Origin of the sequence: Chitinophaga sp. LS1, from assembly GCF_034274695.1 — a bacterium.
Lineage (GTDB): Bacteria > Bacteroidota > Bacteroidia > Chitinophagales > Chitinophagaceae > Chitinophaga.
In genome coordinates this window covers 2,405,292-2,430,489 of sequence record NZ_CP128362.1, presented here as the reverse complement: position 1 = coordinate 2,430,489, position 25,198 = coordinate 2,405,292, and the positions used below count along the sequence as shown (strand labels likewise).

The window sequence follows — 25,198 nt, the reverse complement described above, 5'->3', positions numbered from 1 at the left end:
CTTTGTCCTCGTTATAGACTGAATCATTCACTGAATTATAGACTAAAACAATCACTGAGGGTAGCGCACGCTATCCTCAGCTTATTTAAACCCATTCTAAGTTATTTTAACCACCAGCGCTTTTCCAAATGCCTGTGGTATTTCTACTTGTACCAATGTGCCTTTTTCGTATTTATACACGTTTTTTTTGCCCTCTGGCAGGGTCAGCTCATATAATCCATTCCCCAATGATCTGAGTGGCAGGAAGGCGCCTTGCAGCTCCGAAAATATACTGGTGATATGATGAGGTTCGAAGAAGTATAACTCCGCTACCGTATGTACGATATCTGTATTGTTCAACACTGACCGTTCCCCATTGTGATTGATGCTGTAATTCTTTCCATCTCTTTTAGTAATGCTGTACTTATCGTCTCCCTCCTTTCCGGTAGTGCGTTTTGCATTGGCAATCAACAAGATATTGTTATCGTAATCACAGTCGATATTGAGGTTAAACTTAGCAAGGGGTTTCATATCAACGTTGCTCTGGATGGCAATCTTTCTGACAGTTCCTGCTACTTTCTGCACAGCGGTAATGTTGCCAATCACATGACTACCATAGCGAATTTCATAGCTATGCGTTTGTGCGGTTATTTCCAGCATCAGGAATGAAAGTAATAAAGACAGTACGAGGCTTTTCATAATAAACATTTGGCGATAAATGAATATACAAAAAAAATCCTGCCCCGGGGGACAGGATCTTTTGCCAATATATTAGTTAGCTGATTATCATGCCTGCAACAGCTCCTTGATCTTAATCACCAATTCGCCTTTTGTGATAGGCACACCCATGATCTTGTTATAACCCTGTGCATCGATCAGGAATTGCTCACGAATGATTTTGATGAGCTGACCGTTGTTGATTTCAGGAATCAATACTTTATCATAGTTATGCAGGATCTCACCCAGGTTTTTAGGGAACGGGCGCAGGTAGCGGATATGAGCATGCGCTACTTCGTGGCCTTCAGCCAGCAGTTCCAGTACGGCACTCTTGATTGAACCATAGGTAGAACCCCAGCCCAGTACCAGTACTTTACCTTTTTCAGGACCCAGTTCTATTGTCTGAGGAGGAATATGATCTGCGATCTTATCAACTTTTTCCTGGCGGATGCGCACCATTACCTGGTGATTTTCAGGATCGTAGCTCACGTTACCAGTGATGTTCTGTTTTTCCAGACCACCGATACGGTGTTCCAGACCAGGTGTACCAGGTACTGCCCAGGGGCGCACCAGGTTTTCATCACGATGATAAGGGAGATAACTGTCTTCACCTTCTTCCAGTGCTGTTTTGAACTTAACCTGAATTGGTTTCAGGTCGTCTGACTTAGGGAAACGCCATGGCTCAGCACCATTTGCTATATACCCATCACTCAGCAGGATCACGGGTGTCATATGTGCGATGGAGAGACGGAAAGCCTCGTAAGCCACATCAAAACAGTCTGATGGTGTGGATGCGGAGATCACCGGCAGCGGACACTCCCCGTTACGGCCATAATATGCCTGTAAAAGGTCAGATTGTTCAGTTTTGGTAGGTAACCCTGTAGAAGGACCACCACGCTGAATGTTTATGATCAGCAGTGGGATTTCCAGCATTACTGCCAGACCGATGGCTTCACCTTTCAGAGCCATACCCGGGCCGGAGGTGGTAGTTACACCCATGTGGCCACCGTAGGACGCACCGATTGCGGAAGCGATACCTGCGATTTCATCTTCTGCCTGGAATGTGCGGATGCCGAAGTTTTTGTAACGGCTCAGCTCATGCAGGATATCAGATGCTGGTGTAATAGGGTAAGTACCCAGGAACAGGGGCAGGTTTGCCTTCTGACTGGCGGCGATGAGGCCGTAAGACAGGGCGGTGTTACCTGTAATGCTGCGGTAGGTACCGGGTTCCATTCTTGCTTTTTCCACACGGTAGCGGGTGGTAAAGGCTTCTACGGTATCGCCCAGGTTGTAACCTGCTCTCAGCACTTTCAGGTTACTATCTAAGATTTCAGGTTTCTTTCCGAATTTATCGTTGAGGAAGTTTTCAGTGCTTTCCAGGTTACGGTCATACAACCAGTAGAGGAATCCAAGCACGAACATATTTTTGGCCCTGTCCTTCTCTTTCATACCGAGGGTGCTTTCCTTGAGCGCTTCACGCGTCATCTTGGTTACGTCCATGGTATGGAGCTGAAAGTTCACCAGGGAACCGTCTTCGAGAGGGTTTACGCCATCTGGGTAATTGGCGAGGCGCAGGTTTTTTGCATCAAAACCGTCAGTATTTGCGATGATGATACCGCCTTTTTTCAGGGATTTGAGGTTGGCTTTCAACGCTGCTGCGTTCATAACCACCAGTACATCACAGGCATCACCAGGGGTAAATATACGGTTGGAGGAGAAGTGGAGCTGGAAGCCGCTCACACCGGCCAGGGTACCCTGAGGGGCACGGATTTCGGCCGGGAAGTCAGGAAAAGTGCTGAGGTCATTACCTACCAGGGCGGTATTATTGGAGAACTGGGTTCCCGTCAACTGCATACCGTCACCACTATCCCCAGCGAACTTGATCACCACATCTTCTATCTGTTGAACCGAAGTATTTGACATTTAAGATCTTATTTAACGACTGATATTTTTTCAGGCTGTAAATTTAACGATTCGGAGGGTAGTATTTACATGTTTTAAATCATATACTTTCCGGAAGGCTGAATTTTAACAAAAGTACACAAAGTCAGTAGACTTTGTCTTTCCGCCAGCATAGCTAATAGTTATGGCTCATAACTTTTAGTAATAGTAACGGAGTTTAACAGGGAATTCGCAATTGGTTTACGATATTTATGAGTGAAAATCGTAATTTAGCTAACAAATAATTATTATAACATCATGGCATTATTCCAACCCAATAATCCCGTCCTGAATGAAAAGACATTTCAGCAGGCTGCTCTGAAGTCCACGGACAATTCAATGACAGTAAAGGGTACTGCCAACAAGACTGCTTTCCTCTTAGCACTGGTGATCTGTGCTGCTGTTTACTCATGGGGTATCCTCGCAAGAGAGGGTAACTATATTCCTTTCCTGATGATAGGTGGTATCGGTGGTTTTGTACTGGCAATTGTTATTAGCTTTAAGAAAGAATGGGCGCCTTATTTGTCACCTGCTTATGCACTGGCAGAAGGTTTGTTCCTCGGTGTTATTTCCGCAATGTATTCCTCATTGTATGACGGTATTGTACTGCAGGCTGTAGGTCTGACTTTTGGTACTGCTGTCGCAATGCTGGTGCTTTATAGATTGGGTGTGCTGCGTGCGACTGAGAAGTTCCGTGCGATTGTGTATACAGCGACTGCAGGTATTGCAGTGTTTTATCTGATTGCGTTGGTACTGCGTCTGTTCTCTGTAGATATTCCTTTCCTGCATGAGGGTAGTATGATTGGTATTATCTTTTCATTGGTGGTGGTAGCGATTGCTGCGTTGAATCTGATTTTGAATTTTGATATGATTGAGCAGGGAGCTGCACAGGGCATGCCTAAGTGGTTTGAGTGGTATGCAGCGTTTGGTTTGCTGGTGGTGCTGGTTTGGTTGTATCTGGAGATACTGCGACTGCTGTCTAAGTTGAATAGAAGATAGTTTGAACTAAAATAACTGAAAAGAAAACGCTTTTGCCGAAGGTAAAAGCGTTTTCTTTTCAGGGGAGTCGAAGGAGGTTTGCCTGATGGCAAACCTCCTTCGACGTTTATAAAAACCTACTGCTACGTTTAATAAAAACCTCTTTCTACGTTTATAGCAGACTCTTGCAGTTTAGTATAAAGGAATGTTAAACCTCTTCTTACTTGATTTGATTTTTGGCCCGTTGGCATGTTAATTGATTTTAGTTCTACATAACCATATCAATTGAAACGACCATGAAAAAATTAATGTTAGTCCTTGCTATTGCCGTATTCGGTGCGTATGCATTCAGGACAAGTGATGAAGGAAGCATCTCAGGAAAAGTAACTCCTGCAGATGGAGCAAACAATGCATGGGCGATTATGGGAACAGATACTTTGAAGGCGACTGTTAATGATGGAACATTTTCCTTACAACAGGCCAAAGCCGGCACATATACAGTGATAGTTTCTGCCAAAAGTCCATACCAGGATGTGACGATTGCAAATGTGAGAGTGGAAGATGGAAAAGCAACAGATCTCGGAGAAATTAAACTGTCAGAAAAATAATTGAAGATAGCAATAGTTGGTTTTCATAGGGGTTAATCAAAAAGCCGGTTCCATACTTCAGTATGGCCGGCTCCATTTTTTTTAAGGGGCACCTGCCCCGGTCATGGTCGGAAGAAATTTTCTTCCGACTTTTTTATTTTTCCATCACATAGGGGTATCAGCTGTGACAACCGTTATCTATTATATCACAGCAAATTAATTGTCACATATGCAAGCTGTACTCAGGACATTTTCCAGTACTGCCCCTACCTATGCTAGCGGGAATACGGACAAAGGTTATTTTTGTACCATGCCGGAAAATGCTGCATTGCAAAAATTATTACAGGAGAATGAGCAGTTGTTCATGGAAACACTGTTCAGGAGCTGGTTTCCGTTTGTCTGTAAGACAATCTACCGCATTGTACAGGACACTGCTACTGCGGAAGACCTTGCACAGGACGTATTTATTAAGATATGGAACCGTCGGGCTGAACTACAGGATGTTTACTTTAAAGCTTACCTGCACAAAGCCGCGATCAATATGGCATTGGATTATGTTGATAAACAAAAGCGCAGAGGCGTACATATGGAACTAGGTGAACAGCATGAACCAGTACAGGCGGAAAATCCAGGCGCTGGTATGAACCTGCGACAAACTACCCAACATATTCAGCAAGCTGTAGACCGGCTGCCTGAAAAGTGCAGAGAGATCTTTATACTTAGCCGATACGAAGAACTATCATACAAGGAGATTGCCGCTACGCTGAATATCTCTGTAAAAACAGTGGAGAACCAGATGGTGACGGCCTTGAAAAAATTACGTATCTCCCTGCAGGATTATCTGCAGGTAACTATCCTGTTCATAGCAGGAGCGGCGCTTTATCCTTTACTTTTACAATGTTGACATATATGTCTGAGCAAATTGAAAATATTGATACGCTGATCGTACGCTCGCTGGAGAATTCACTCTCCCCTACTGAGCGAACCATGTTGCAAACATGGCTGGATGAAGATGCCACGCATCGTCGTTACTTCGATGAGATCAGGCGTACGTGGACGATCACCGGTGACAACGACACCACATTTATCCCTGATACAGCAGCCAACTGGCAGCGCTTTAGGGAGCGTGTGTATACAACACAGACACCTACATTGCAGGTGGTGAGCAACAGGAAAATGTACCTGCGTATCGCAGCCAGTATTACTGGTATTGCGGTAGCTACCCTACTCTACTTCACCTTGCGTGGACCAAATGAAATCACCACGCTTACGGCCGCTAATGAAAAGACGACTATTACCCTGCCGGATGGTAGTAAGGTTTATATGAATCAAAACAGTCGTTTACGTTATGACAAACAACTGGCTGGTGCAGAAAGAGCGATTCACCTGGAAGGGGAAGCATTTTTTGAGGTAGCGAACCAACCGGGAAGACCATTTGTGGTGTATGCGAATGAAACACAGACGCAGGTATTGGGGACTTCTTTTGACGTTAGGGCATATGCTGCCACACCTGTGGAAGTTACGGTGGTAACTGGAAAGGTAGCGGTGTCGCATGACACACATAAACTAGTGGTGACACCGGGTCGTAAAGTGACTTTTGCAGCAGGCAAGCAGCCTGAAGAGAATGCGAATAATGATGCGAATTTTATAGCGTGGAAGGAGAATAAATTTGTGTTTGACGGTACAGAGATTCATGATATACTCAAAACGCTGGAGGATTATTATGGGGTGAAGATTGTAGCAGAAAGAGCTATAGACACCTTCCATCTAAATAGAATGTTTGTCCGGATCCCACCATTACCACAGGTATTGGATTCAATTACAGACATGACAAACTCAGGCTGGTTAAAAGACGGAGATACTTACAGGATATACAGGAAGTAAAGAATCTACAAAAAATAAGATCTACGGAAAATAAAAAAAGAGGAAGGCGATCGCCTTCCTCTTTTTCATTAGTGTTAATCTCATTCCGATCACGCACCACCCAGTTTGCACTTCTGCAGTACTTCCCAGGATTTACCGTTATGACGGAGGAAATACAGGTTGTTCACTTTGAATGAAGCAGTGTATTCCTTGTTTTCGTATTCAGGCCAAGCCTTTTCGAACTGTGCATCTTCGAGGTCTTTGAAGGCCACGGTTACGTGAGGGGTAAAACCTGTACGAGCCAGCATGGTACTGAAGCCAAACTCCTTACGCAGGAAGTTGATCAGTTGTCTGTGCAGGGCGCTCATAGTTTCGCTCTTCTCAACATTGATGAACAGTACGCGGTTCTGCTTGTTCGGGAATGTACCAAAGCCATTCAGGGACACTTCGAAAGGCGCCTGTGTTTTAGCAAATTCAGCCAGTTCATCGCAGAAAGCTTTTTCCAGTGCAGGATCAGCTGTGAAAGGAACCTGGAGTGTGATATGCGGCAATACTTTCAGCGCATACATAGGACCGAAGTTCTCAGCGAAATCCTGCTTTATTTTGATGATCTCTTTACCTACCTCAGCTGTAGGCAGCAGGGCGATAAAGTAGATCTTGTTATCTGGTTTAGGAGTGAACGGACGTCTTGCGCCGCCGCCACCTGGTCTTGGACGGAATCCACCGCCGCCGAAGCCGCCACCACCGCCACGGTTGTAGCCACCGCCACCGCCGCCACGATCGTAACCACCGCCGCCACCGCCGCGATTGTAACCACCGCCGCCGCCGCCGCGATCGTAACCACCGCCACCGCCGCCGCGATTGTAACCACCGCCGCCACCGCCGCGATCGTAACCACCGCCGCCACCGCCGCGATTGTAGCCACCACCGCCGCTACCGCCGCGATCGTAACCACCACCGCCACTACCGCCGCGATCGTAACCACCACCGCCGCCACCGCCGCGATTGTAACCACCGCCGCCACCGCCGCGATCGTAACCACCGCCACCGCTGCCGCCGCGATCATAACCACCGCCGCCGCCCCGATTGTAGCCGCCACCACCGCCTTCGCGGTTATAGCCACCACCACCGCCTTCACGGTTGAAGTCACGGTCTCCGCCGCCACCGTAGCCACCACTGCCGCCGCGATCGTAGCCGCCGCCGCCGCCATAGCCACCGTTGTCGCGTGGACGATATCCACCGCTGCCACCATCGCGATCACCGCGATTATAGCCACCGCCGCTTTCGCCGCGGTCACGGTTAAAATTAGGTCTGTCATTGTCCTGGTTGTAACCACCAGGTTTGCCCTCCCTTTCATTGTTAAAATCGGGTTTGAAGTAACCGCCTGGTCTCTCCTTATTGGGATCTTGGTCTTTGTCTGCACCAGGAGGAGAGTAGGGCCTGCGGGGGCGTTCGTTTCTCTCAAAATTCATCGTACTTAATTAAGCGTTTTAAGCAATATTTGCTATGATTTCATAAAAATGAAATACGTCTCCATAAGAGTTATATAAGGGCGCCGGTGAAATCCGAATGACTCCGGGCTCTCGCCAGTCCACAATGATACCGGCTTCCGTCATCTTTTGTTGGATTTCTTTACCTCTGTCATGGAAAAGCAAAGATAATTGGGCGCCGCGTTCATTACAATTTTTAGGCGTAATTATTTCAAATTTTATGTTTTCTATATGTTTTAACAGGAATTCAAGATAATTGGTAAGTTGTATACTTTTATCTCTCAAAGCTGCCATACCAGCTGATTCAAACAGCTCCAGCGAGGCTTTCAATGCTACCATGTTAAATACCTGTGCTGTGCTTATTTGCCAGCCTTCTGCACGGTTTTTAGGCTCAAAGCCTTTTTCCATTTTAAAACGGATGGTTTCTTCGTTGCCCCACCAGCCGCCTAACCTTGGCTGGTTCCTGTCTCGGGCATGTCTTTCATGTATAAATGCTCCTCCAACTGCGCCGGGGCCTCCATTTAGATACTTATATGAGCACCACACGGCAAAATCTACTTCCCAGTCGTGTAACTTCACAGGTACGTTTCCTACTACGTGTGCCAGGTCGAACCCGACTACAGCCCCTACTTTGTGAGCTGCTTTCGTAATGGACTGCATATTAAACAATTGGCCGGTATAATAGTTTATTCCCCCCAACAATATAAGCGCTAAGCTACTACTTTCCTGATCAATTATCTGAAAAATATCTTCCTCGCTTATTAAAAATTCTCCTTCACGGGGCGCTACTTCTATTATTGCCGTCGCCGGATCCAGGCCATGCAGTTTCACCTGGGTCTCCACAGCGTATTGATCGCTGGGAAACGCACCTGCTTCCATTAATATCTTGAATTTTTCCTTTGTCGGTTTGTAAAATGTCATCATCATCAAGTGAAGATTGACAGTCAGTGTATTCATTACTGTCAGTTCCTCCTGGCTGGCACCTACTATTTCCACCATCGGCCGGCTGCAATATTGCTGATAATACAACCACGGATTCCTGGCTCCCCAATATCCTTCTACCGCACATTGCTGCCAGTCCTCTAACTCCTGCATTACTGCTGGTTGTACATTCTTCGGTTGCAGACCTAACGAATTACCACAAAAATATATCGCATCCTTTCCATTCCGCTGTGGGAAATAAAACTGATTCCTATAGTTTTTCAATGTGTCTTTCCGGTCCTGCTCTTCGGCAAATGCCCATGATAGATCAAACATAATTCAATTTCCATTGTTTCCGGGCAGATTCTGCTTTTAACGAAGACTCTACTTAAAAAAATTGAGTATTCAATGGCCCTTTTGGTGTATTACAGAATCCTTAACGTGTACAATTATTTTTATGGTCCATAATGCCCGTCACTATCATGCAGGACTCAATACCGCCATGCAATAGCGCCAGTTATTCTAGTATGTATAGTTTGCTAAATTTTCCTTCTGTTAATTGCTAATGCTGCTTATTAATAATATCAGTTTGTTTAAAAATTACTGGTTAGTCAATATTCCTTTCTTTCTATATAGTATTCCGTTTGATAATCTTGTTTTCAATAAATAAATCTCATGATCATAGGCCTTCTTCCTTAGGAAGGTACCACGTTGTTTCACTGTCAATCAGTAATGACCGGTTTATCAATTTTTCCTCTGCCAGTTACAACAGTTATTTGACTCTTTGTCTGTTTAATGATGTCAATTCTATAAAAATACCTGCTAATAACGGTTATTCAATAAGGCGGTTGTTAACGATACCAGTTTTTAATACGTCTGATTATTTCCAGTTATAACAGTTTATTTCTGTTTCAGTTTAATTATTTATCAATCTCCATCCAGTATATTTCCCAATCCGCCCAGTATACTACCTTCTTCTTTTCGGCGAACTGTTCCATATGATACGATCCTGCTTGCTAATCGGCTAATAGGCAACGACTGTACCCATACCTTTCCGGGTCCTCTTAATGTAGCGAAAAATAAACCCTCGCCACCAAATACCATATTCTTTATTCCACGTACAAATTCAACGTCAAAATCTACTCCTGAAGTATATGCAACCAGACATCCTGTATCTATTTTTAATACCTGTCCGGGCAGTAATTCTTTCTCTAATACCAACCCCCCTGCGTGCACAAAAGCCATACCATCACCTTCCAGCTTTTCCATGATGAAACCCTCACCTCCAAAGATCCCAGTTCCCAGCTTACGCTGCCACTCTATTCCGATACTTACCCCCTTCGCCGCACATAGGAATGCATCCTTCTGACAAATCACCTTGCCACCCATCAGGGACAAATCCATGGGGATTATCTTACCCGGGTAAGGTGCCGCAAAACTTACACGTTTCTTTCCATTCCCCATATTCGTAAATGCAGTCATAAAAAGACTCTCCCCGGTCAGCATACGCTTACCGGCAGACATCAATTTTCCTAAAATACCTTGATTAGACTGTGAACCATCACCAAACATGGTTTGCATCTGTATCTCCTGGTCCATCATCATGAAACTACCACTCTCGGCCACGGCAGTCTCCTGTGGATCGAGTTCTATTTCGACAATCTGTATTTCTTCACCATAGATACGGTAATCTATTTCATGGTTGCGTCGCATAGCGTTGTTGTTACCCGGATTAACAAAAATGGCGCTTAAGGTCCAAAAATAATGATTTGCTACTGTAGTTATTTGTTAAAGTTTGTTAAGATACATAAAAAAGTGGGAATATGGCTGAGTTTAATACAAAAAAACCGTCCCGGACGAAACGGGACGGTATGCTGTTAAACCTACAACTGTTACACTGTAATTGTGTACACTTACTTAAAATTATCTATTACAAGCTCTTCACTTCCTTCACTGCTACCCCATTTCCATGTGGTGCCTCCTCTTCCTCTTTACCATTGAAAAACTTATACGGCTTGTCTGATACATAATCCGGCGCATGCAGTTTTCGCACCGTCTCCTTCTTCATAAACAGCTTCACAATCACTACGAAGAATGGAATATACTTCAATCCCCTCGGCCATCCTTTATAATCCAGCACGTCTATCGACCGCTTATTCATCGCATACATCACCGGTACAAGGACCAGGGTCAGGAATGTAGCAAAGACTAACCCATACACCATGGTCCACGCCAATGGCCCCCAGAACGCCACATTGTCTCCACCAAAGAAGATATGTGGCTGGAAATGAGAGAACAAGGTTTCGAAGTCGATATTGAATCCCACTGCCAGCGGAATCAAACCAAGGATCGCAGCTATTGCCGTAAGTAATACCGGCGTCATACGGGTTCTGCCCGCTTCAACCACCGCTTCATACACTGGCATATTTTGTTGCACCAACAGATCTGTAAACTCTACCAGTACGATACCATTACGCACTACGATACCCGCCAGCGCCATGATACCTACCCCCGTCATTACGATCGAGATATCCATTCCAAAAACGGAGAAACCAAGGAATACCCCTATGATACTAAAAAGAATTTCCATAAAGATGATCAGCGGACGACCAACGGAATTAAACTGCGTTACCATGATCATCAGGATCAATCCAAATGCACCAACCATCGCAACCATCAGGAAGTTCATTGTCTCTGCCTGATCTTCCTGCTCACCCGTCATCTTTACCTGGATACCAGCAGGCTTTGCAAAATCACTCACGGCTGTTTGTATTTGCTGTACTACTTCGTTCGCATTATAACCGTTGAGTACATTTGAATACAATGTCACCACGCGCTTCTGATCTATACGCCTGATACTTGCATAAGTATTGGAGTAATGAACATTTGCCACTGCACTCAGCGGCACCTGTCTGATCATACCTCCCATATTCATATCTCTGTATACTAAGTTCAGGTTCATGAGTGTGTTGATATTGTTACGCTGGGTTTCCTGGAACCGGACCATGATCGGATAATCGTCTTCCGGATCTCTGAACTTAGAGGCTTCATATCCATACAAAGCAGTGCGCAATGCCATACCAATAGTTGTGGTAGAAATACCTTCCCTGTTTGCACGCTCACGATCTATATCCACCACAATTTCAGGTTTGTTGCTCTGAAAGTCTGAACGCAATTCCTCTACACCACCGATCTCCAGTGAATCAAGATAACGTTTCAGTTTAGTGGCTGTAGATGTCAGTTCTTCAAATTCATCACCCGTTATTTCAATATTGATGGGCTTACCTGTTGGCGGTCCGCCCTGCTCCTGCTCTACTGTTATATCTGTACCCGGTATACCTTTTACCGCCTGCCTGATCTTATCAAGATATTGTTTGGTATCATGACCATCACGTTTTCCAAACTCCACAAATGCAACGGTCACTTTACCTTTATGAGGCTGCGTACTCATATCCGTCTGCGATGGATCACCCGCCCCCACTGCTACGTTGGAGATAATAGATTCTACTATCGGATTATTCGCACCCACTACTTTTGTGATCCTTTCCTCTACAATGTGTGTGATACTATCAGTGTACTTCTGATCTGTACCCATTGGCAACTCTATATATGCATAGATGAAGTTAGGATCTGCCTGCGGGAAGAATACTACTTTCGGATTCCTGATGGCCGTGAGCATAATGCTGAATATTAGCAAACCAAATGTGCCGATCAATATCCATATAGGTCTCCATCCAACAAGGCACCATTGTAATATACGCTTGTAACGCTCCTGTACCTTTGGCCAGAAGTTGCTCTGGAAGCGGCGTGCCACACCTCCTAAATAAAATTTTTCCAGCAGTATCAGCAGGAATAAAAAGATGACAAAGTTGCCCAGTCCCACACTACCATTTGCATATCCTATCAGCGCTATTACACCAAACACGATCGCCATGTAAGTGAACTTTCTATTCCATGCCGGCTTTGGATGGTTTTCTCCTTCATGCCTGTCCATAAAATCCACGGCAAACACAGGATTGATAATATAAGCTACTACCAGCGATGCACCGAGTGTCGTAATCAACGTCAATGGCAGAAAGAACATAAACTTACCGATGATACCCGGCCAGAACAGCAAGGGCACGAATGGCGCCAACACCGTCAGTGTACCCGAAAACACCGGTAGAAACACCTCCCCTGCCGCTATCTTAGCTGCCTTCACAATGCCGAGGTCCTTGCGTTCATAGAAAATACGATGCACGTTTTCTATCACCACGATCGCATCGTCTACCACAATCCCCAATGCCAGCAGGAACGAGAACAGCACCATCATATTTAATGTAAAATGATAGGCTGGCAGTATCAGGAAGGCGATGAACATTGAAATCGGTACAGACATGGCCACGAAGATCGCATTCACCGCTCCCATGAAGAACATGAGAATCAGCGTCACCAGCAGGAAGCCGATGATGATGGTATTGATCAGGTCATGTAGTGTAACACGCGTAGCGTTTGACTGATCGCCCGTGACCACTACATTCAATCCTTTAGGGAGATAATCTTTTTTCATGTCCCCGATGATCACCCTGATCTTGTCAGAAGCATCGATCAGGTTCTTGCCGCTCTGCTTGATCACGTTCAGCGTGATCACATTCTTACCGCCCAGACGCGCATAGCTTTCCTGCTCCTCAAATCCATCTACTACATCGGCAATATCACGCAGGTATACGGTTGAGCCAGATGCACTGCGGATTACGATATTGCGCAATTTAGTGGGATCTTTATATTCACCCTTTACACTCAGTGTACGCTTTTGTCCATCCATGGACACCTGACCACCAGAGATGGTTCTGTTTTCAGCAGCCACCGCATTAGCAATATCATCGAAGCTCACCTGCGCTGCATCCATCTTGTATTTATCTACATTGATCTGGATTTCACGATCAAGTGCACCGACGATATCTACACGGGTGATCTCGTTCAGCGCTTCGATCCTATCCTGCATTTCATCTGCATACTTCTTCAGTGATTGCAGATCGAAATCACCAGACAGGTTGATGTTCATAATAGGGATCTGCGATACATCGATCTTGATGATCTGCGGTTCCTGTGTAAGATTATTCGGCAGGTCTTTCTTCGCATCGTCTACTTTTTCTCTCACTTCCTGACGTGCCGATTCCATGTTCTCACCAGCTTCGAACTCAATGGTGATAGCAGAATAATCCTGCATACTTGTACTCTTGATAGATTTGACACCAGACAAACCACCCAGCTGCTTTTCAATGGGCTTGGTCACCAGTGTTTCCATATCTTCAGGAGATGTACCACTATTGATAGTACTGATATAGAACTGCGGAAACACAACCTCCGGATATTGCTCCTTCGGCAGGTTTTGATAGGATAGTATACCTGCTATGGCTATGATAATAGTAGCGACATACACGCTCACTTTATTATCAATGGCCCAGCTGGTAGGCTTAAATTCTTTGTTCAGATTATCTTGCATACAACAGTATTTTTAAGATCATAACTGGATCAGGTCATTGTCATTCAATCCCTGATAACCTGTTGTTACTACATTATCTCCTGCCTGTAATCCGCCTTTGATTTCAGCTTTGTCATTGTAGGTGCGCCCTACTTCCACTTCCCTTCTTTTTGCAATCAATCCATCTTTGGATTTCTCAGCGACGATTACATAGGATCTACCCAATGCATACTGGATGATATTAACAGGTATCACCAGTGCATGAGGTGTAGCATAGTCTATGATCTTGATCTGTGCAATCATGTTTGGTCTCAATGCAGGATCGCTGGTTAGCGGTACTTCTACTTTGATAGTACGGCTTACAGGATCGATAGTTCTGGCTGCAAATCCGATTTTAGTACGGATCTGTTTGTCTATATCCGGGAATCTTACTACTACCTGATCACCTGTTTTTACCACGCCGGCGTAGGCTTCTGCAACATTGGCCAGCACACGTAAGTTCACATTGTTCACCACTCTGAATGAAGTGGAACCCGGTGCTGCATTGTCGCCCAGTTTAGAAACCACTGCATCGATAGAACCATTGATAGGAGATATGATCTTAGCCTGAGAGAGTTGATCATTCAGGGTAGCCATTTTCCGTTCCAGTGATTCTTTCTGGTTTTTGGCATTGAGATATTGTACTTCAGAGCCAATCTGCTGTTTCCAGAGGTTCTGTTGTTTTTCGTAGAGTGTAGTGGCCAGTTCCAGCTGGGTGCGGAGTTCCGCCACATTGGCTCTCAGGATCTGATCGTCGACCTGTGCCAGTGTCTGACCTTTGGATACGTTCTGTCCTTCTTTTACATAAATGGCGGTGATCACACCCGGTACTTTGGAACTGACGTTCACATTTTCACGTGCATCTACAGCGCCCTGTATATCTATATAGTGTTCGAATACGGAATCTTTTACAGCAGTGACGATCACTGACTTCATCTTTTTGTCGGCAGTATCCGTTTTATTCACTTGTTTTTCCAGCTTTGCAATCTCCTTTTTCAGGTCCGCTTCCTGTTGTTTCAGCTTTTTGAGTTTTTCTTCAGCTGTAGGTTGACCGCATGCCATGAAGACGAGCAGGAACAGTAATGCGGAGTGATGTTTGTAAGACATATAGAATGAATTAGAATGAGAAATAATGCAGCCACTACAACTTGCCATACGCTTTCAGGTAGTCGATCCTGGACACACTGGCGTTGTATAGTGCTGTGAAATAATTGTTCTGGGCAGTGAGCAGGTCATTCTCTGCATTACTCATTTCCACGCTGGAACCAACTCCTTCCTTGTATTTGATCTGTGTAGTATTGTATACTTCCTGTGCCAGTTGCATATTGCTTTCCTGGGCTTCGAGCGCCACGATGTTGTTGCGCAGGTTGGAAGTAGATTGTGTTTGTTCCAGATCGATACCTAGTTTTGCATCCTCTATGCTCACTTCTGTTTTCTTTACCTGCAGGAAAGCCTGGTCTACCTTTCGTTTGCGCTGGAATCCGGTGAAGATATTGAAGCTCAGGTTCACCCCATAGCCTACATAGCCGTACCACGTTTGATTATCAAAGTAGTTGAACACATCGCTCGCGCGGCTCACACCACCTGTACCAAAGAGAGAGAGTATTGGCAGGGCATTGTATTTATAGCGCTTGAGATCGTATTCGTATGCTTTCTTTTGTGATTCCAGTAACTGGTATTCTATACGCTGGGAGTAGTCGAACTTTTCTACGGCTACTGCTGATTTTATTTCTGCCAGAGAGAGCGTGTCGGTGAGTGTCAGCTCCTGCTTCATGGGCATGCCCATAGAGTATTTGAGGGCTGCCAATCCTACTTCGGAGAGGTTCTGTAATTTGATTTCTTCCGTGCGGAGGTTAGTTAACTGTACGACGAGCCTGTCTACATCCAGTTTTTCTACGAGACCGTTCTTGTAGGTTTCTCTTGTTTCTCCAAGCAGTTTTTCAAGTGTGGTGAGGTTGCCCCTGAGTATGGTCAGGGCTTTACGTGCGGAAAGCACGTTGTAATAAGATTTGTAAACATTCACTTTGACATCGATCTCTGCTTTCTGTACGCCTCTGTGGGAGAGTTCTTCCAGTGTTTTGCGGGCCTGTAGGGCGACGAGTACACTAGGATCGAAGAGTACCTGGCTGAATTTCACTTCGCCGAGCACATTGAATTTAAGGCCAAAGGCGAAGGGTACGAGGGTACCTTTGGGCACAGTGTCAGAGAAGTTGGAAGCATCGATCAGTTGTTTCTGGACGATTGGATTGTGCTGGAAGGAACCTGCGCCGCTCAATTGTGGCAGGGCCATTCCGCTGACTTCTTTGTTTTTTGCCAGCTGGATCAGTTCATCCAGTTTAGCGTTTCGCACGGTGGCCTGGTTAGCCAGGGCATAGTCAACCGCTTCTTTCGCAGTGAGCGACATCGGCGCTAACGGCGTATTGGTGGGAGACTGGGCCATTCCCGTGTGAAAGATCAGTAGCAGCAAGGTTCCTATCCATCCTGTCCGCTTTTTGTTCGCTTGCATAAAGGTCATTTGGTTTTACGATAGTTGTTGTTTGTAGGCTTCAATCCTTTCAAATCCCTCACTGGAAACAAGTCCATAGAGAAAATGTTCCAATAAAATGCGTTGTACTTTACTCATTTCATACAACCCGGGTGCGAATACATCTGGTTGAAAACAGAGCATGGCTGTAGCCAGGCGATATTGGGTGAGTACATCCACATCCAGGTCGGAGCGATAGAGTCCTTCCCGGATGCCTCTCTGCAGGTTTTCGCGGATGGTGCTTTGCAGGCTGGTATCTCTGTAAGAGAGGAAGGCCTGGTAGGCGGTGGAGTGATATCTTTGCAGGTCGAGGAGCACAAGTGGCTTCATGTTTCTGAACTGTTTGTCCAGCATTTCCATGACGAGGAAGAGCTCATCGATGGCATTGACGGCCTGGGTTTGGTTTGCTTTGCAGTCGGCGTCTACCGCGTGGAGGTAGCGCATAATCGCATGGGTGACCAATTCGTCTTTGTCGGCGAAATGGGCATAGAGGGTCTTTTTGGAGACACCCATTTTATGGGCAATGTCGTCCATGGTAATGGATCTGGTGCCACATTGGCTGAACAGATTGAAGGCAGTATCCAGAATACGTGATTGTATTTCCATTGGATAGTGTATTTGGAGCCAGAATTAGGTTATCCTAAAACTATGGAAACTTTTTAGACTTTGAAAGTTTCCAGAATGATTTTATTTAATGTAGATAAGTTGAAGTTAAAAAACACATTGCCTCATTATATAGTACCTTTGCCCAGTTATTATAACAAATTATGTCTCCAAAAACCCGTCTTAAAGTTTTGGCTTCGAGGATATTAAGGTATTTCTTCCAGGGTCTGCTGATCCTGGCACCTATCGGTGTGACCGCCTTTACTTTGTATTACCTGTTTGTAACCATCGACAACATCTTCCCGAAGGACCTTATCTCTCAGGAGGCTCCTTTTAGCTACCTCCGGTTCAAGGGGGTGGGCTTTGCGCTGGTATTACTCCTGGTTGTGACAGTAGGTTACCTGAGTTCTTCTTTTATTCTGGGAAGGATCTTTGCCCTATTTGACGGCATCCTGGAAAAGACACCTTTCATCAAATATATTTACTCATCTGTCAAAGACGTTTTCGACGCCTTTGTAGGGGAAAAGAAGAAGTTCGATCACCCTGTACTTGTCCAGATCTATGGTGTGGACGTATGGGAAATGGGCTTCATCACCCAGCCGGACGTAACCATCCTGGGCCTGGAAGGCTACATGGCGGTATACGTGCCACATGCTTACGCCATCACGGGTAAAGTATTCATGGTGCCTGCTGAAAAGGTAAAACCCCTTACGAATATTTCTGCAGGGGAAGCGATGAAGTTTGCCGTGAGTGGTGGGGTGACCTCCCTGGAACACCACCATAAATAATCATGTTTTTTAAAAGATTGTTTTCCATTGTTGTTTGCATCCTCCTCCCATTCAAAACTGTGGGCTGGGGATTTTTTGCCCATCAGCGGATCAATGAGCTGGCGGTATTCTCTCTACCACCCGCTATGCTCGCACTCTACAAGCCGCAGCAGGCCTACCTGAAAGCGCATGCTACAGATGCTGATAAAAGAAGATATATCGTAGCTGCCGAAGGCCCCCGTCATTACATAGACATCGATCACTATGGCTCACCACCTTACGATTGGATACCCCGTAGCTGGCCGGCAGCCCTGCTACAGTTTGGGGAAGATAGCCTGCTACAATATGGAATTGTACCCTGGTACATTCCGCTCATGATGGCGCGCCTATCCAAAGCCTTCCAGGAAAAAGATCCTGACAAAATACTCCGGTTCAGCGCTGACCTGGGCCATTATGTGGCAGATGCACATGTGCCCCTGCATGCCTGTTCTAATCACAACGGACAGTTCACCGGGCAGGAAGGTATTCATGGTTTATGGGAATCCCGCATTCCCGAACTGCTGGCGGATGGCAGTTTCAACTACTGGTGTGGAAAGGCCGTTTATATCAGGGATGTTCCAACTTTTATATGGCAGGTAGTGAGTAGTAGTGCCAGCGCAGCAGACACCGTATTAAAACAGGAGAAAGCCCTGAGTCAACGTACGCCGCCAGACACAAAATATGCTTATGAAAACAGGAAAGGAAAACTGGTACGTACTTACGCTACTTCCTATACGAAAGCGTATCAGCAATTGCTGGGCGATATGGTAGAACGGCGTATGCGGGCTGCCATTCATGCAGTAGCCAGTTGCTGGTATACTGCCTGGGTCGATGCTGGCCAGCCACCACTTAATAATATTAACAAAAAACTGAAAGAGAATACGCCCCTGCCAGACACAGGCAAAATGATCGGTCGTGTGGAGGAATAGCTGGCACAAGCTTTGTGCAAAAGAGAAAACTGAGTACGCAAGGGCTTTTCAATTAATTTCGATTTTAAAAAAATATAAATTATCTTTGTTACTACTATCTTTTTAGCCTTATCCTACACAACATCAGCATCTGATTTGAAATGCCATTATCTATTTTTTAATCCATTCCTCTGACAAAACCAAGAAGCAAAGTGGAACAAGCTAACAATTTATTTAATTTAGATCGACCTATGAAGGTGCACAATTTTAACGCGGGACCTTCCGTATTACCAAATGAGGTTCTGTATAAGGCTAGTAAGGCTTTGATTGACTTTGAGGGGTCAGGAATGTCCATATTGGAAATAGGGCACAGGACTCCACTGTTTCAGGCTGTAATTGATGAGGCACGTAATCTCGTACGCGAACTGATGCAACTGGAAGATGATTTCGAAGTACTCTACCTTCATGGTGGTGCTACGCAGCAATTCCTGCAGGTTCCGATGAACTTACTTGAAAATGATGGAACGGCATCTTACATAGATACCGGTGTATGGAGCAATAAGGCGATTAAAGAAGCAAAGCAGTTTGGTTTCGTAGACGTAGCTGGTAGTTCAAAAGAAAGTAACTACAATTACATCCCCAAACAATTTAATGTTTCCGCCAAATCAACTTACCTGCATATCACAACCAACAATACCATCTATGGTACACAATGGCAGAACATTCCAACCGTAGATGTACCCCTGATTGGTGACATGAGCAGTGATATCCTGAGCAGACAAATGGACTTCAACAAGTTCTCGCTCATCTATGCCGGTGTACAGAAAAACATGGGCGCTGCTGGCGTTACTATGGTAGCTGTACGCAAAAGTATTCTTGGCAAGGTAACCCGCAAGATTCCAACAATATTGGATTATCGTAATCACATTGAGAATGGATCAATGCTGAATACCCCTCCCGTATTTTCAATTTACATTTCCATGCTCACGCTACGCTGGTTGAGAGACCAGGGCGGTGCTGCAGGAATTGAAAAATTAAATGAGAAGAAAGCAGCGTTCCTGTATGATGAAATCGATCACAACCCGTTATTCCGTGGTACTGTGGCGAAGGAAGACCGTAGCCGCATGAACGTTTGCTTTATCATGGATAAACCTGAACTGGAAGATGAGTTCCTGAAATTTACAAAGAAGGAAGACATTGTAGGTATCAAGGGGCATCGCAGTGTAGGTGGTTTCCGTGCTTCTCTTTACAATGCATTGCCATATGAAAGTGTGGAAGTACTGGTAGAGGCAATGAAATATTTTAGCCTGAAGAAAGCATAATCTTACTTACTATAAAAGCAAAAAGCTCCCACCTGCGGTGGGAGCTTTTTGCTTTTGGGCCAACCCCTGCGGCAGTCATTTTTAATGCAAACACCATTGTGGCCTTGTATTTGCTCATCTGCCTATTTGCAGTTACATTTACCTGACTAACAATTACCTTTCAATATGGCAATCATCAGACCGTTCAAAGGATTAAGACCCACACCGGCACTGGCTGAGAAAGTTGCAGCCAGACCATACGATGTTTTAAGCGCTCCAGAAGCTAAATTAGAAGCAGCCGGCAACCCCTACTCTTTTTACCACGTTTCAAAATCAGAAATCGACCTGCCAGATGGTACCGACGTGTATAGCCAGTCTGTATACGATAAAGCCGCAGAAAATTTGCAACGATTTATCAAAGATGGGACCCTCTTCCAGGACGACGCCCCCGCCTATTACATCTACCGCCTGATCATGAATGGCCGCAGCCAGACAGGTCTTGTTTGTATTTCGTCCATCTCCGATTACAATAGCGGGATTATCAAAAAGCACGAATTCACCCGTCCTGACAAAGAGAAGGACAGGATCAACAATATCAAAACTACCAACGCACAAACAGGCAATGTATTCCTTGCCTACAATGATGTTCCTGCCATCAATTCTCTCATTGATCAATGGACAGCGCATCATGCTCCTGCGTACGACTTCACAGCTGCCGACGGCATTCAGCACACCATCTGGGTGGTGGATGACAAAGCCACCAACGACGAGATCACTGCGCTCTTCGAAACCAAAGTACCATATACATATATCGCAGATGGGCATCATCGTGCCGCATCCGCCTCCCTGGTACAAAAGGAATTGGAAGAACAACAACGCATTGGCCTCGATGATCCGGCCAATTATTTCCTGACCACCATCTTCCCCGCCAGCCAGCTGGTGATCCTTGATTACAACAGAGTGGTCAAAGACCTGAATGACCTGAGCAAAGAAGATCTGCTCTCCAAACTGGAATACGACTTTGTAGTAGAACCCATCGGTCACCTGCCACAAGCCCCTTCTATGCTCCATGAATTCAGTATGTACCTGGATGGCAGCTGGTATCGCCTGGTGGCACAGGATGGCACCTTTAGCTATGATCCCATTGGAATATTGGATGTCACCATCCTCTCCAACAACGTGCTGGATAAACTGCTCGGTATCAAAGACCAACGCACTGACAAACGTATCGACTTCGTAGGCGGTATCCGGGGATTACAGGAACTGGTGAAACGCGTAGATAGCGGAGAATACAAAGTCGCTTTTGCATTGTACCCGGTCACCATTCAACAATTATTTGACATTGCAGATAGTGGTAATGTGATGCCTCCTAAAAGTACCTGGTTCGAACCCAAATTAAGAGACGGACTCGTATCCCATGTGCTATAAGCAGGTTTGGCATATTTTTTACCTATTTTTACATCAAACGAAAGATCAAGGATGTACATGAGGGCTTCTTTATTGAAAATAGCTATATGTATTGGCTTCTTTTGCGCGACCGTACCGGTTTTCGCACAGGATGCCAACGAATTATTTAACACCGCCACCGGCTTTCTCCGCAGCGGAGATTATTCCAATGCCATATTGGTACTGAACCAGGCCATTACCATGGATCCTGACAATACCCAATATAAGAAGCAGCTGGGATTTGCCTATTTCCTTCAGGGCAATATGAGCAAAGCCAAAAGCACTATCGAACCACTACTGAGTAAAAAGGACGCTGATCCACAACTCTACCAGATAGCCGGTAATATTTACCAGGCAAACCAGGAATGGAAAACAGCCCAGAAATTGTACGAAAAAGGCCTGAAGCGCTTCCCTGAAAGCGGCGAGCTGTATAATGACAACGGACAACTGCTGATGTTCCTGAAAGTGTATGAAGGTGGGATGGCCAACTGGCTGAAAGGGATTGAGAAAGATCCTACTTTCCCTGGCAACTACTACAATGCCTGCAGGGCGTATTCTTACGTAAAAGATCCTTCCTGGATCATCATTTACGGTGAGATCTTCGTCAACCTGGAGAGCTATACAGACCGTACCGCAGAGGTACGTACCATGCTGATAGATGCGTATAAAAAATTATACAACGATCCAACGCTCATGACCCAGGCCCTCGAGGATATGGAAAATGAGCGGAAGAGCAAAAAGCGCTCAGCCTCCGAATTTGCTGACAGCTATAAAGCCTCCATGGGCAAACAGACATCAGTAGTAATGACAGGTATTGACCCTGAGAGCCTGGTGATGGTAAGGACCCGTTTCCTGCTGGACTGGTTCAACTTCTCAGGTGTAAAGTTCCCCTACGCATTATTTGACTACCAGCGCAGCCTGCTGAAAGAAGGTTTATTCGACGCTTACACCCAGTGGATCTTTGGCCCAGTAAGCAACCAATCTGCTTTCAAAGCCTGGACAAATATGCATAAAGCTGAATACGACGCGTTTTTACAATACCAGCGCAGCCATCCCCTGAAGGTGAGAGCTGATGAGTACTATAACGATAACCGTTTCTCATTGGCAAGATAATGACTGAAGGATGGTAAAGAGATCAACCGGGGCTTGTGCCGACGCAAGCCCCGGCATGAAAAGCTAATTATTCAAATTCCACATATGCTTACCATCAAACACCAAAACACGATTGACAAAGCCGTGAAGGCTAATCACGAGCGCGCATTCTACTCGCAATACCCTGAGCACCCCAAAGCTTATGGCGAGCAAGCCCCCGAAGAAGGCCACAATAGGTACAAAGCACAACTCAACACCCCTTTTTCACAACTTTTACAAACCGGTGAATCCGGGTGGGCCGGTGAGGAAGTATCTCCATACACCATGGAACCACTTGGCATTACCTATCCCCTCTTCACTGCGGACGATCTTGTAGAAAAAGCTGTTGCCGCGGCTCCCCAATGGCGCAATACAACTGTGGACATCCGGGCTGATATCCTGGTAGAAACCCTGGAGCGTATACAGACGTATTTTTTTGACATCGCCTACGCTACCCAGCATACCACCGGGCAGAGCTTTATGATGAGCTTTCAGGCATCCGGACCACATGCAAATGACCGCGCACTGGAAGCAATTGCCATGGGCTACCATGAACTGAACCGCTACCCTGCCGAACAGTTGTGGGAAAAACCTATGGGTAAATTCGCCCTCCAACTCAAAAAGAATTTCAGGGCTATGCCCAAAGGGCCGGGGCTTGTAATCGGTTGCTCTACATTCCCGGTATGGAATTCGCTGCCTGGAATATATGCAGACCTGGTAACAGGCAACCCTGTGATCGTGAAACCTCACCCCAGGGCCATTCTGCCTATCGCGATTGCGGTAAGTGCTATCCAACAGGTATTGCAGGAGAAAGGCTTTAGCCCTAACCTGTGCCAGCTGGCCACCGATACCACCGCAGCGCCGATCACCAAAACTTTGTGCGAACATCCCGGTATTAAATTGATTGATTATACAGGGGGCAGCCAGTTTGGAAATTATGTAGAATCCCTGTCTGGTAAAACTGTTTTTACTGAAAAAGCGGGCGTCAACTCTGTGATCCTGGATAGCGTAGCTGATATAGATGCGGTGATGCAGAATCTGGCTTTCTCCGTATCCCTGTACTCCGGACAGATGTGTACCGCGCCACAGAACTTCTTTATACCTGCGGGAGGCGTACAAACCCCTAACGGCACACTTTCTTTTGACGAAGTAGTAGAGAAATTCAAAAATGCGGTGACCGCCCTTGTCAGCAATCCTAAAATGGGTGCCGGTACACTGGGTGCACTCCAGAACGATACGACCCTGCAGCGGGCACACAACGCCGGTAAACTGGGTGCGAAGGTGGTACTGGAAGGCCAGCCACTGGTAAATGAGGAGTTTGCACACGCCAGAGGCTTTACGCCAGCCATCCTGCAGGTGGCAAGCACCGACAAACACATTTTTGAACAGGAATTATTTGGCCCGGTTTTGTTATTGGTAAAAACAAAAGATACGGACGAGTCTATTCAACTGGCCCGTCAGATGGCAGAACAACATGGGGCAATTACCTGTGCAGCATATGCTATAAACCCGGACACAAAGGAAAAGATCACGGAAGCGATGAACAGCGTATTCACCCCGGTTTCTTTCAATTTAACCGGCTTTATCTGGGTGAACCAACACGCAGCTTTCTCTGATTTTCATGTGACCGGAGGCAACCCTGCCGGAAATGCAAGCTTTACAAACCCGGAATTTATTCTCAGACGTTTTGTCTGGGTGGGCAACCGGGAAATAGCTGGCAGCTGAGATGAGAATAATGTAGTTTATGAAATATATAGTTCCAATTATTTTGCTGACGTTCATGGCAGCCTGTGAGCAGGCGCCAAAGGCCGACAAAGCAACGATACAAGATGCCCAGTCCGTCAAGGAAGGAGAAGGGAGGTCATATCATGTAGATACTACAGTAAGTGTGGTGCAATTTATCGGTACAAAGCCTACGGGTAAGCATACCGGCATTTTCAGACTGCTGGAAAGCAAATTGTACGTACAGGATACACTGGTTACCGGTGGTAGTATTAAAATCAATATGAGTACACTGGAAGATAAAGATCTGGCACCTACTGATTCCATGCTGCAACATAAGCTGGAAGCAGAGCTGAAAGGACCTATGTTCTTTGATATTGAGAAATACCCGGTGGCAACTTTTGAGATTACAGGTGTGAGCAATTTTAAACCTTCTGTAGGGAATGAGGTATTGATGAAAGATGCGAACTATACTGTGCAGGGAAATCTGACAATCAAGGATTCAACAAAGAACATTTCATTTCCCGCTTTTATTACAAGAGAAAAAGGTGTGATCAGGGCGGAAGCGAATTTTAATATTGACAGAACACTGTGGGGCATGACATATAGAGCAGATAAGTCCATGCAGGATAAGTTGATTAATTCGCAGGTGAATATCCAGTTTAAACTCGTCGCGAAACAATAGAAAAGAGCGTGTATCAACAAAAGATACACGCTCCTTTAATTTGGATACCTGATGGATCCAGGTTTCCATTTATGCAGCTCTAAGAAGTTTCAT

Annotated in this window: 21 protein-coding genes; 11 read left to right on the top strand and 10 right to left on the bottom strand. The window is 45.6% G+C overall.

What is annotated here, in order from left to right:
- Positions 1-96 precede the first annotated feature (96 nt).
- Positions 97-678 carry a DUF6134 family protein gene (locus QQL36_RS10145; protein WP_321569652.1) on the bottom strand — a complete coding sequence of 194 codons (582 nt, stop codon included), beginning with the start codon at positions 676-678 and terminating at the stop codon, positions 97-99.
- An 87-nt stretch (positions 679-765) separates the two neighbouring features.
- Positions 766-2,619, bottom strand: a complete 1,854-nt coding sequence (locus QQL36_RS10140; RefSeq protein WP_321569651.1) for a 2-oxoacid:acceptor oxidoreductase subunit alpha — start codon at positions 2,617-2,619, stop codon at positions 766-768.
- A gap of 276 nt (positions 2,620-2,895) precedes the next feature.
- On the opposite strand from QQL36_RS10140, the gene QQL36_RS10135 reads away from it, so the two are divergent.
- From QQL36_RS10135 to QQL36_RS10120, 4 genes are all read left to right on the top strand, one after another.
- Complete coding sequence (locus QQL36_RS10135; RefSeq protein ID WP_083723386.1) at positions 2,896-3,636, top strand: Bax inhibitor-1/YccA family membrane protein; 741 nt, start codon at positions 2,896-2,898, stop codon at positions 3,634-3,636.
- A 275-nt stretch (positions 3,637-3,911) separates the two neighbouring features.
- On the top strand, positions 3,912-4,223 hold the full coding sequence (locus QQL36_RS10130; RefSeq protein WP_179091141.1) for a carboxypeptidase-like regulatory domain-containing protein: 312 nt from the start codon (positions 3,912-3,914) through the stop codon (positions 4,221-4,223).
- A gap of 208 nt (positions 4,224-4,431) precedes the next feature.
- Positions 4,432-5,106 (top strand): RNA polymerase sigma factor, encoded by a 675-nt coding sequence (locus QQL36_RS10125; RefSeq protein ID WP_083723389.1) that lies wholly within the window; start codon positions 4,432-4,434, stop codon positions 5,104-5,106.
- Positions 5,107-5,111: 5 nt separating this feature from the next.
- Positions 5,112-6,086, top strand: coding sequence for a FecR family protein (locus QQL36_RS10120; protein WP_179091142.1), 975 nt, complete (start codon positions 5,112-5,114; stop codon positions 6,084-6,086).
- Positions 6,087-6,175: 89 nt separating this feature from the next.
- Here QQL36_RS10120 and QQL36_RS10115 read toward each other — a convergent pair whose 3' ends face one another.
- The 8 genes from QQL36_RS10115 to QQL36_RS10080 all read right to left on the bottom strand — a co-directional run bounded on the left by QQL36_RS10115 (position 6,176) and on the right by QQL36_RS10080 (position 17,109).
- A complete protein-coding gene (locus QQL36_RS10115; protein ID WP_235643728.1) occupies positions 6,176-6,667 on the bottom strand; it encodes a 2'-5' RNA ligase family protein in 492 nt (163 codons plus the stop codon).
- Positions 6,668-6,684: 17 nt separating this feature from the next.
- Positions 6,685-7,530, bottom strand: a complete 846-nt coding sequence (locus QQL36_RS10110) for a hypothetical protein (protein ID WP_321570577.1) — start codon at positions 7,528-7,530, stop codon at positions 6,685-6,687.
- Between the two features lie 25 nt (positions 7,531-7,555).
- On the bottom strand, positions 7,556-8,812 hold the full coding sequence (gene kynU / locus QQL36_RS10105) for a kynureninase (protein WP_321569650.1): 1,257 nt from the start codon (positions 8,810-8,812) through the stop codon (positions 7,556-7,558).
- Positions 8,813-9,403: 591 nt separating this feature from the next.
- Entirely contained in the window at positions 9,404-10,189 is a 786-nt protein-coding gene (locus tag QQL36_RS10100) for a TIGR00266 family protein (protein WP_083723394.1), read from the bottom strand.
- 217 nt (positions 10,190-10,406) lie between these two features.
- A complete protein-coding gene (locus QQL36_RS10095; protein ID WP_083723396.1) occupies positions 10,407-13,961 on the bottom strand; it encodes an efflux RND transporter permease subunit in 3,555 nt (1,184 codons plus the stop codon).
- 18 nt (positions 13,962-13,979) lie between these two features.
- A complete protein-coding gene (locus QQL36_RS10090) occupies positions 13,980-15,086 on the bottom strand; it encodes an efflux RND transporter periplasmic adaptor subunit (RefSeq protein ID WP_321569649.1) in 1,107 nt (368 codons plus the stop codon).
- Positions 15,087-15,120: 34 nt separating this feature from the next.
- The gene (locus tag QQL36_RS10085; RefSeq protein WP_179091144.1) at positions 15,121-16,485 is read right to left on the bottom strand and encodes a TolC family protein; all 1,365 of its coding nucleotides are present in this window, start codon (positions 16,483-16,485) and stop codon (positions 15,121-15,123) included.
- Positions 16,486-16,500: 15 nt separating this feature from the next.
- On the bottom strand, positions 16,501-17,109 hold the full coding sequence (locus QQL36_RS10080; RefSeq protein WP_083723402.1) for a TetR/AcrR family transcriptional regulator: 609 nt from the start codon (positions 17,107-17,109) through the stop codon (positions 16,501-16,503).
- Positions 17,110-17,270: 161 nt separating this feature from the next.
- Here QQL36_RS10080 and QQL36_RS10075 point away from each other — a divergent pair, with 161 nt between their 5' ends.
- The 7 genes from QQL36_RS10075 (at position 17,271) to QQL36_RS10045 (ending at position 25,105) form a co-directional block, all read left to right on the top strand.
- A complete protein-coding gene (locus QQL36_RS10075; RefSeq protein WP_321569648.1) occupies positions 17,271-17,894 on the top strand; it encodes a DUF502 domain-containing protein in 624 nt (207 codons plus the stop codon).
- 2 nt (positions 17,895-17,896) lie between these two features.
- The gene (locus QQL36_RS10070; RefSeq protein WP_321569647.1) at positions 17,897-18,841 is read left to right on the top strand and encodes a zinc dependent phospholipase C family protein; all 945 of its coding nucleotides are present in this window, start codon (positions 17,897-17,899) and stop codon (positions 18,839-18,841) included.
- A 230-nt stretch (positions 18,842-19,071) separates the two neighbouring features.
- Positions 19,072-20,142 carry a 3-phosphoserine/phosphohydroxythreonine transaminase gene (gene serC, locus QQL36_RS10065; RefSeq protein ID WP_083723408.1) on the top strand — a complete coding sequence of 357 codons (1,071 nt, stop codon included), beginning with the start codon at positions 19,072-19,074 and terminating at the stop codon, positions 20,140-20,142.
- Positions 20,143-20,307: 165 nt separating this feature from the next.
- On the top strand, positions 20,308-21,549 hold the full coding sequence (locus QQL36_RS10060) for a DUF1015 domain-containing protein (RefSeq protein ID WP_321569646.1): 1,242 nt from the start codon (positions 20,308-20,310) through the stop codon (positions 21,547-21,549).
- A 57-nt stretch (positions 21,550-21,606) separates the two neighbouring features.
- A complete protein-coding gene (locus tag QQL36_RS10055) occupies positions 21,607-22,680 on the top strand; it encodes a tetratricopeptide repeat protein (protein ID WP_179091145.1) in 1,074 nt (357 codons plus the stop codon).
- An 84-nt stretch (positions 22,681-22,764) separates the two neighbouring features.
- Positions 22,765-24,423: a phenylacetic acid degradation protein PaaN gene (gene paaN, locus QQL36_RS10050; RefSeq protein WP_321569645.1), complete on the top strand. Its 1,659-nt coding sequence runs from the start codon at positions 22,765-22,767 to the stop codon at positions 24,421-24,423.
- A gap of 19 nt (positions 24,424-24,442) precedes the next feature.
- Positions 24,443-25,105, top strand: coding sequence for a YceI family protein (locus QQL36_RS10045; protein WP_083723416.1), 663 nt, complete (start codon positions 24,443-24,445; stop codon positions 25,103-25,105).
- Positions 25,106-25,198: the final 93 nt, after the last annotated feature.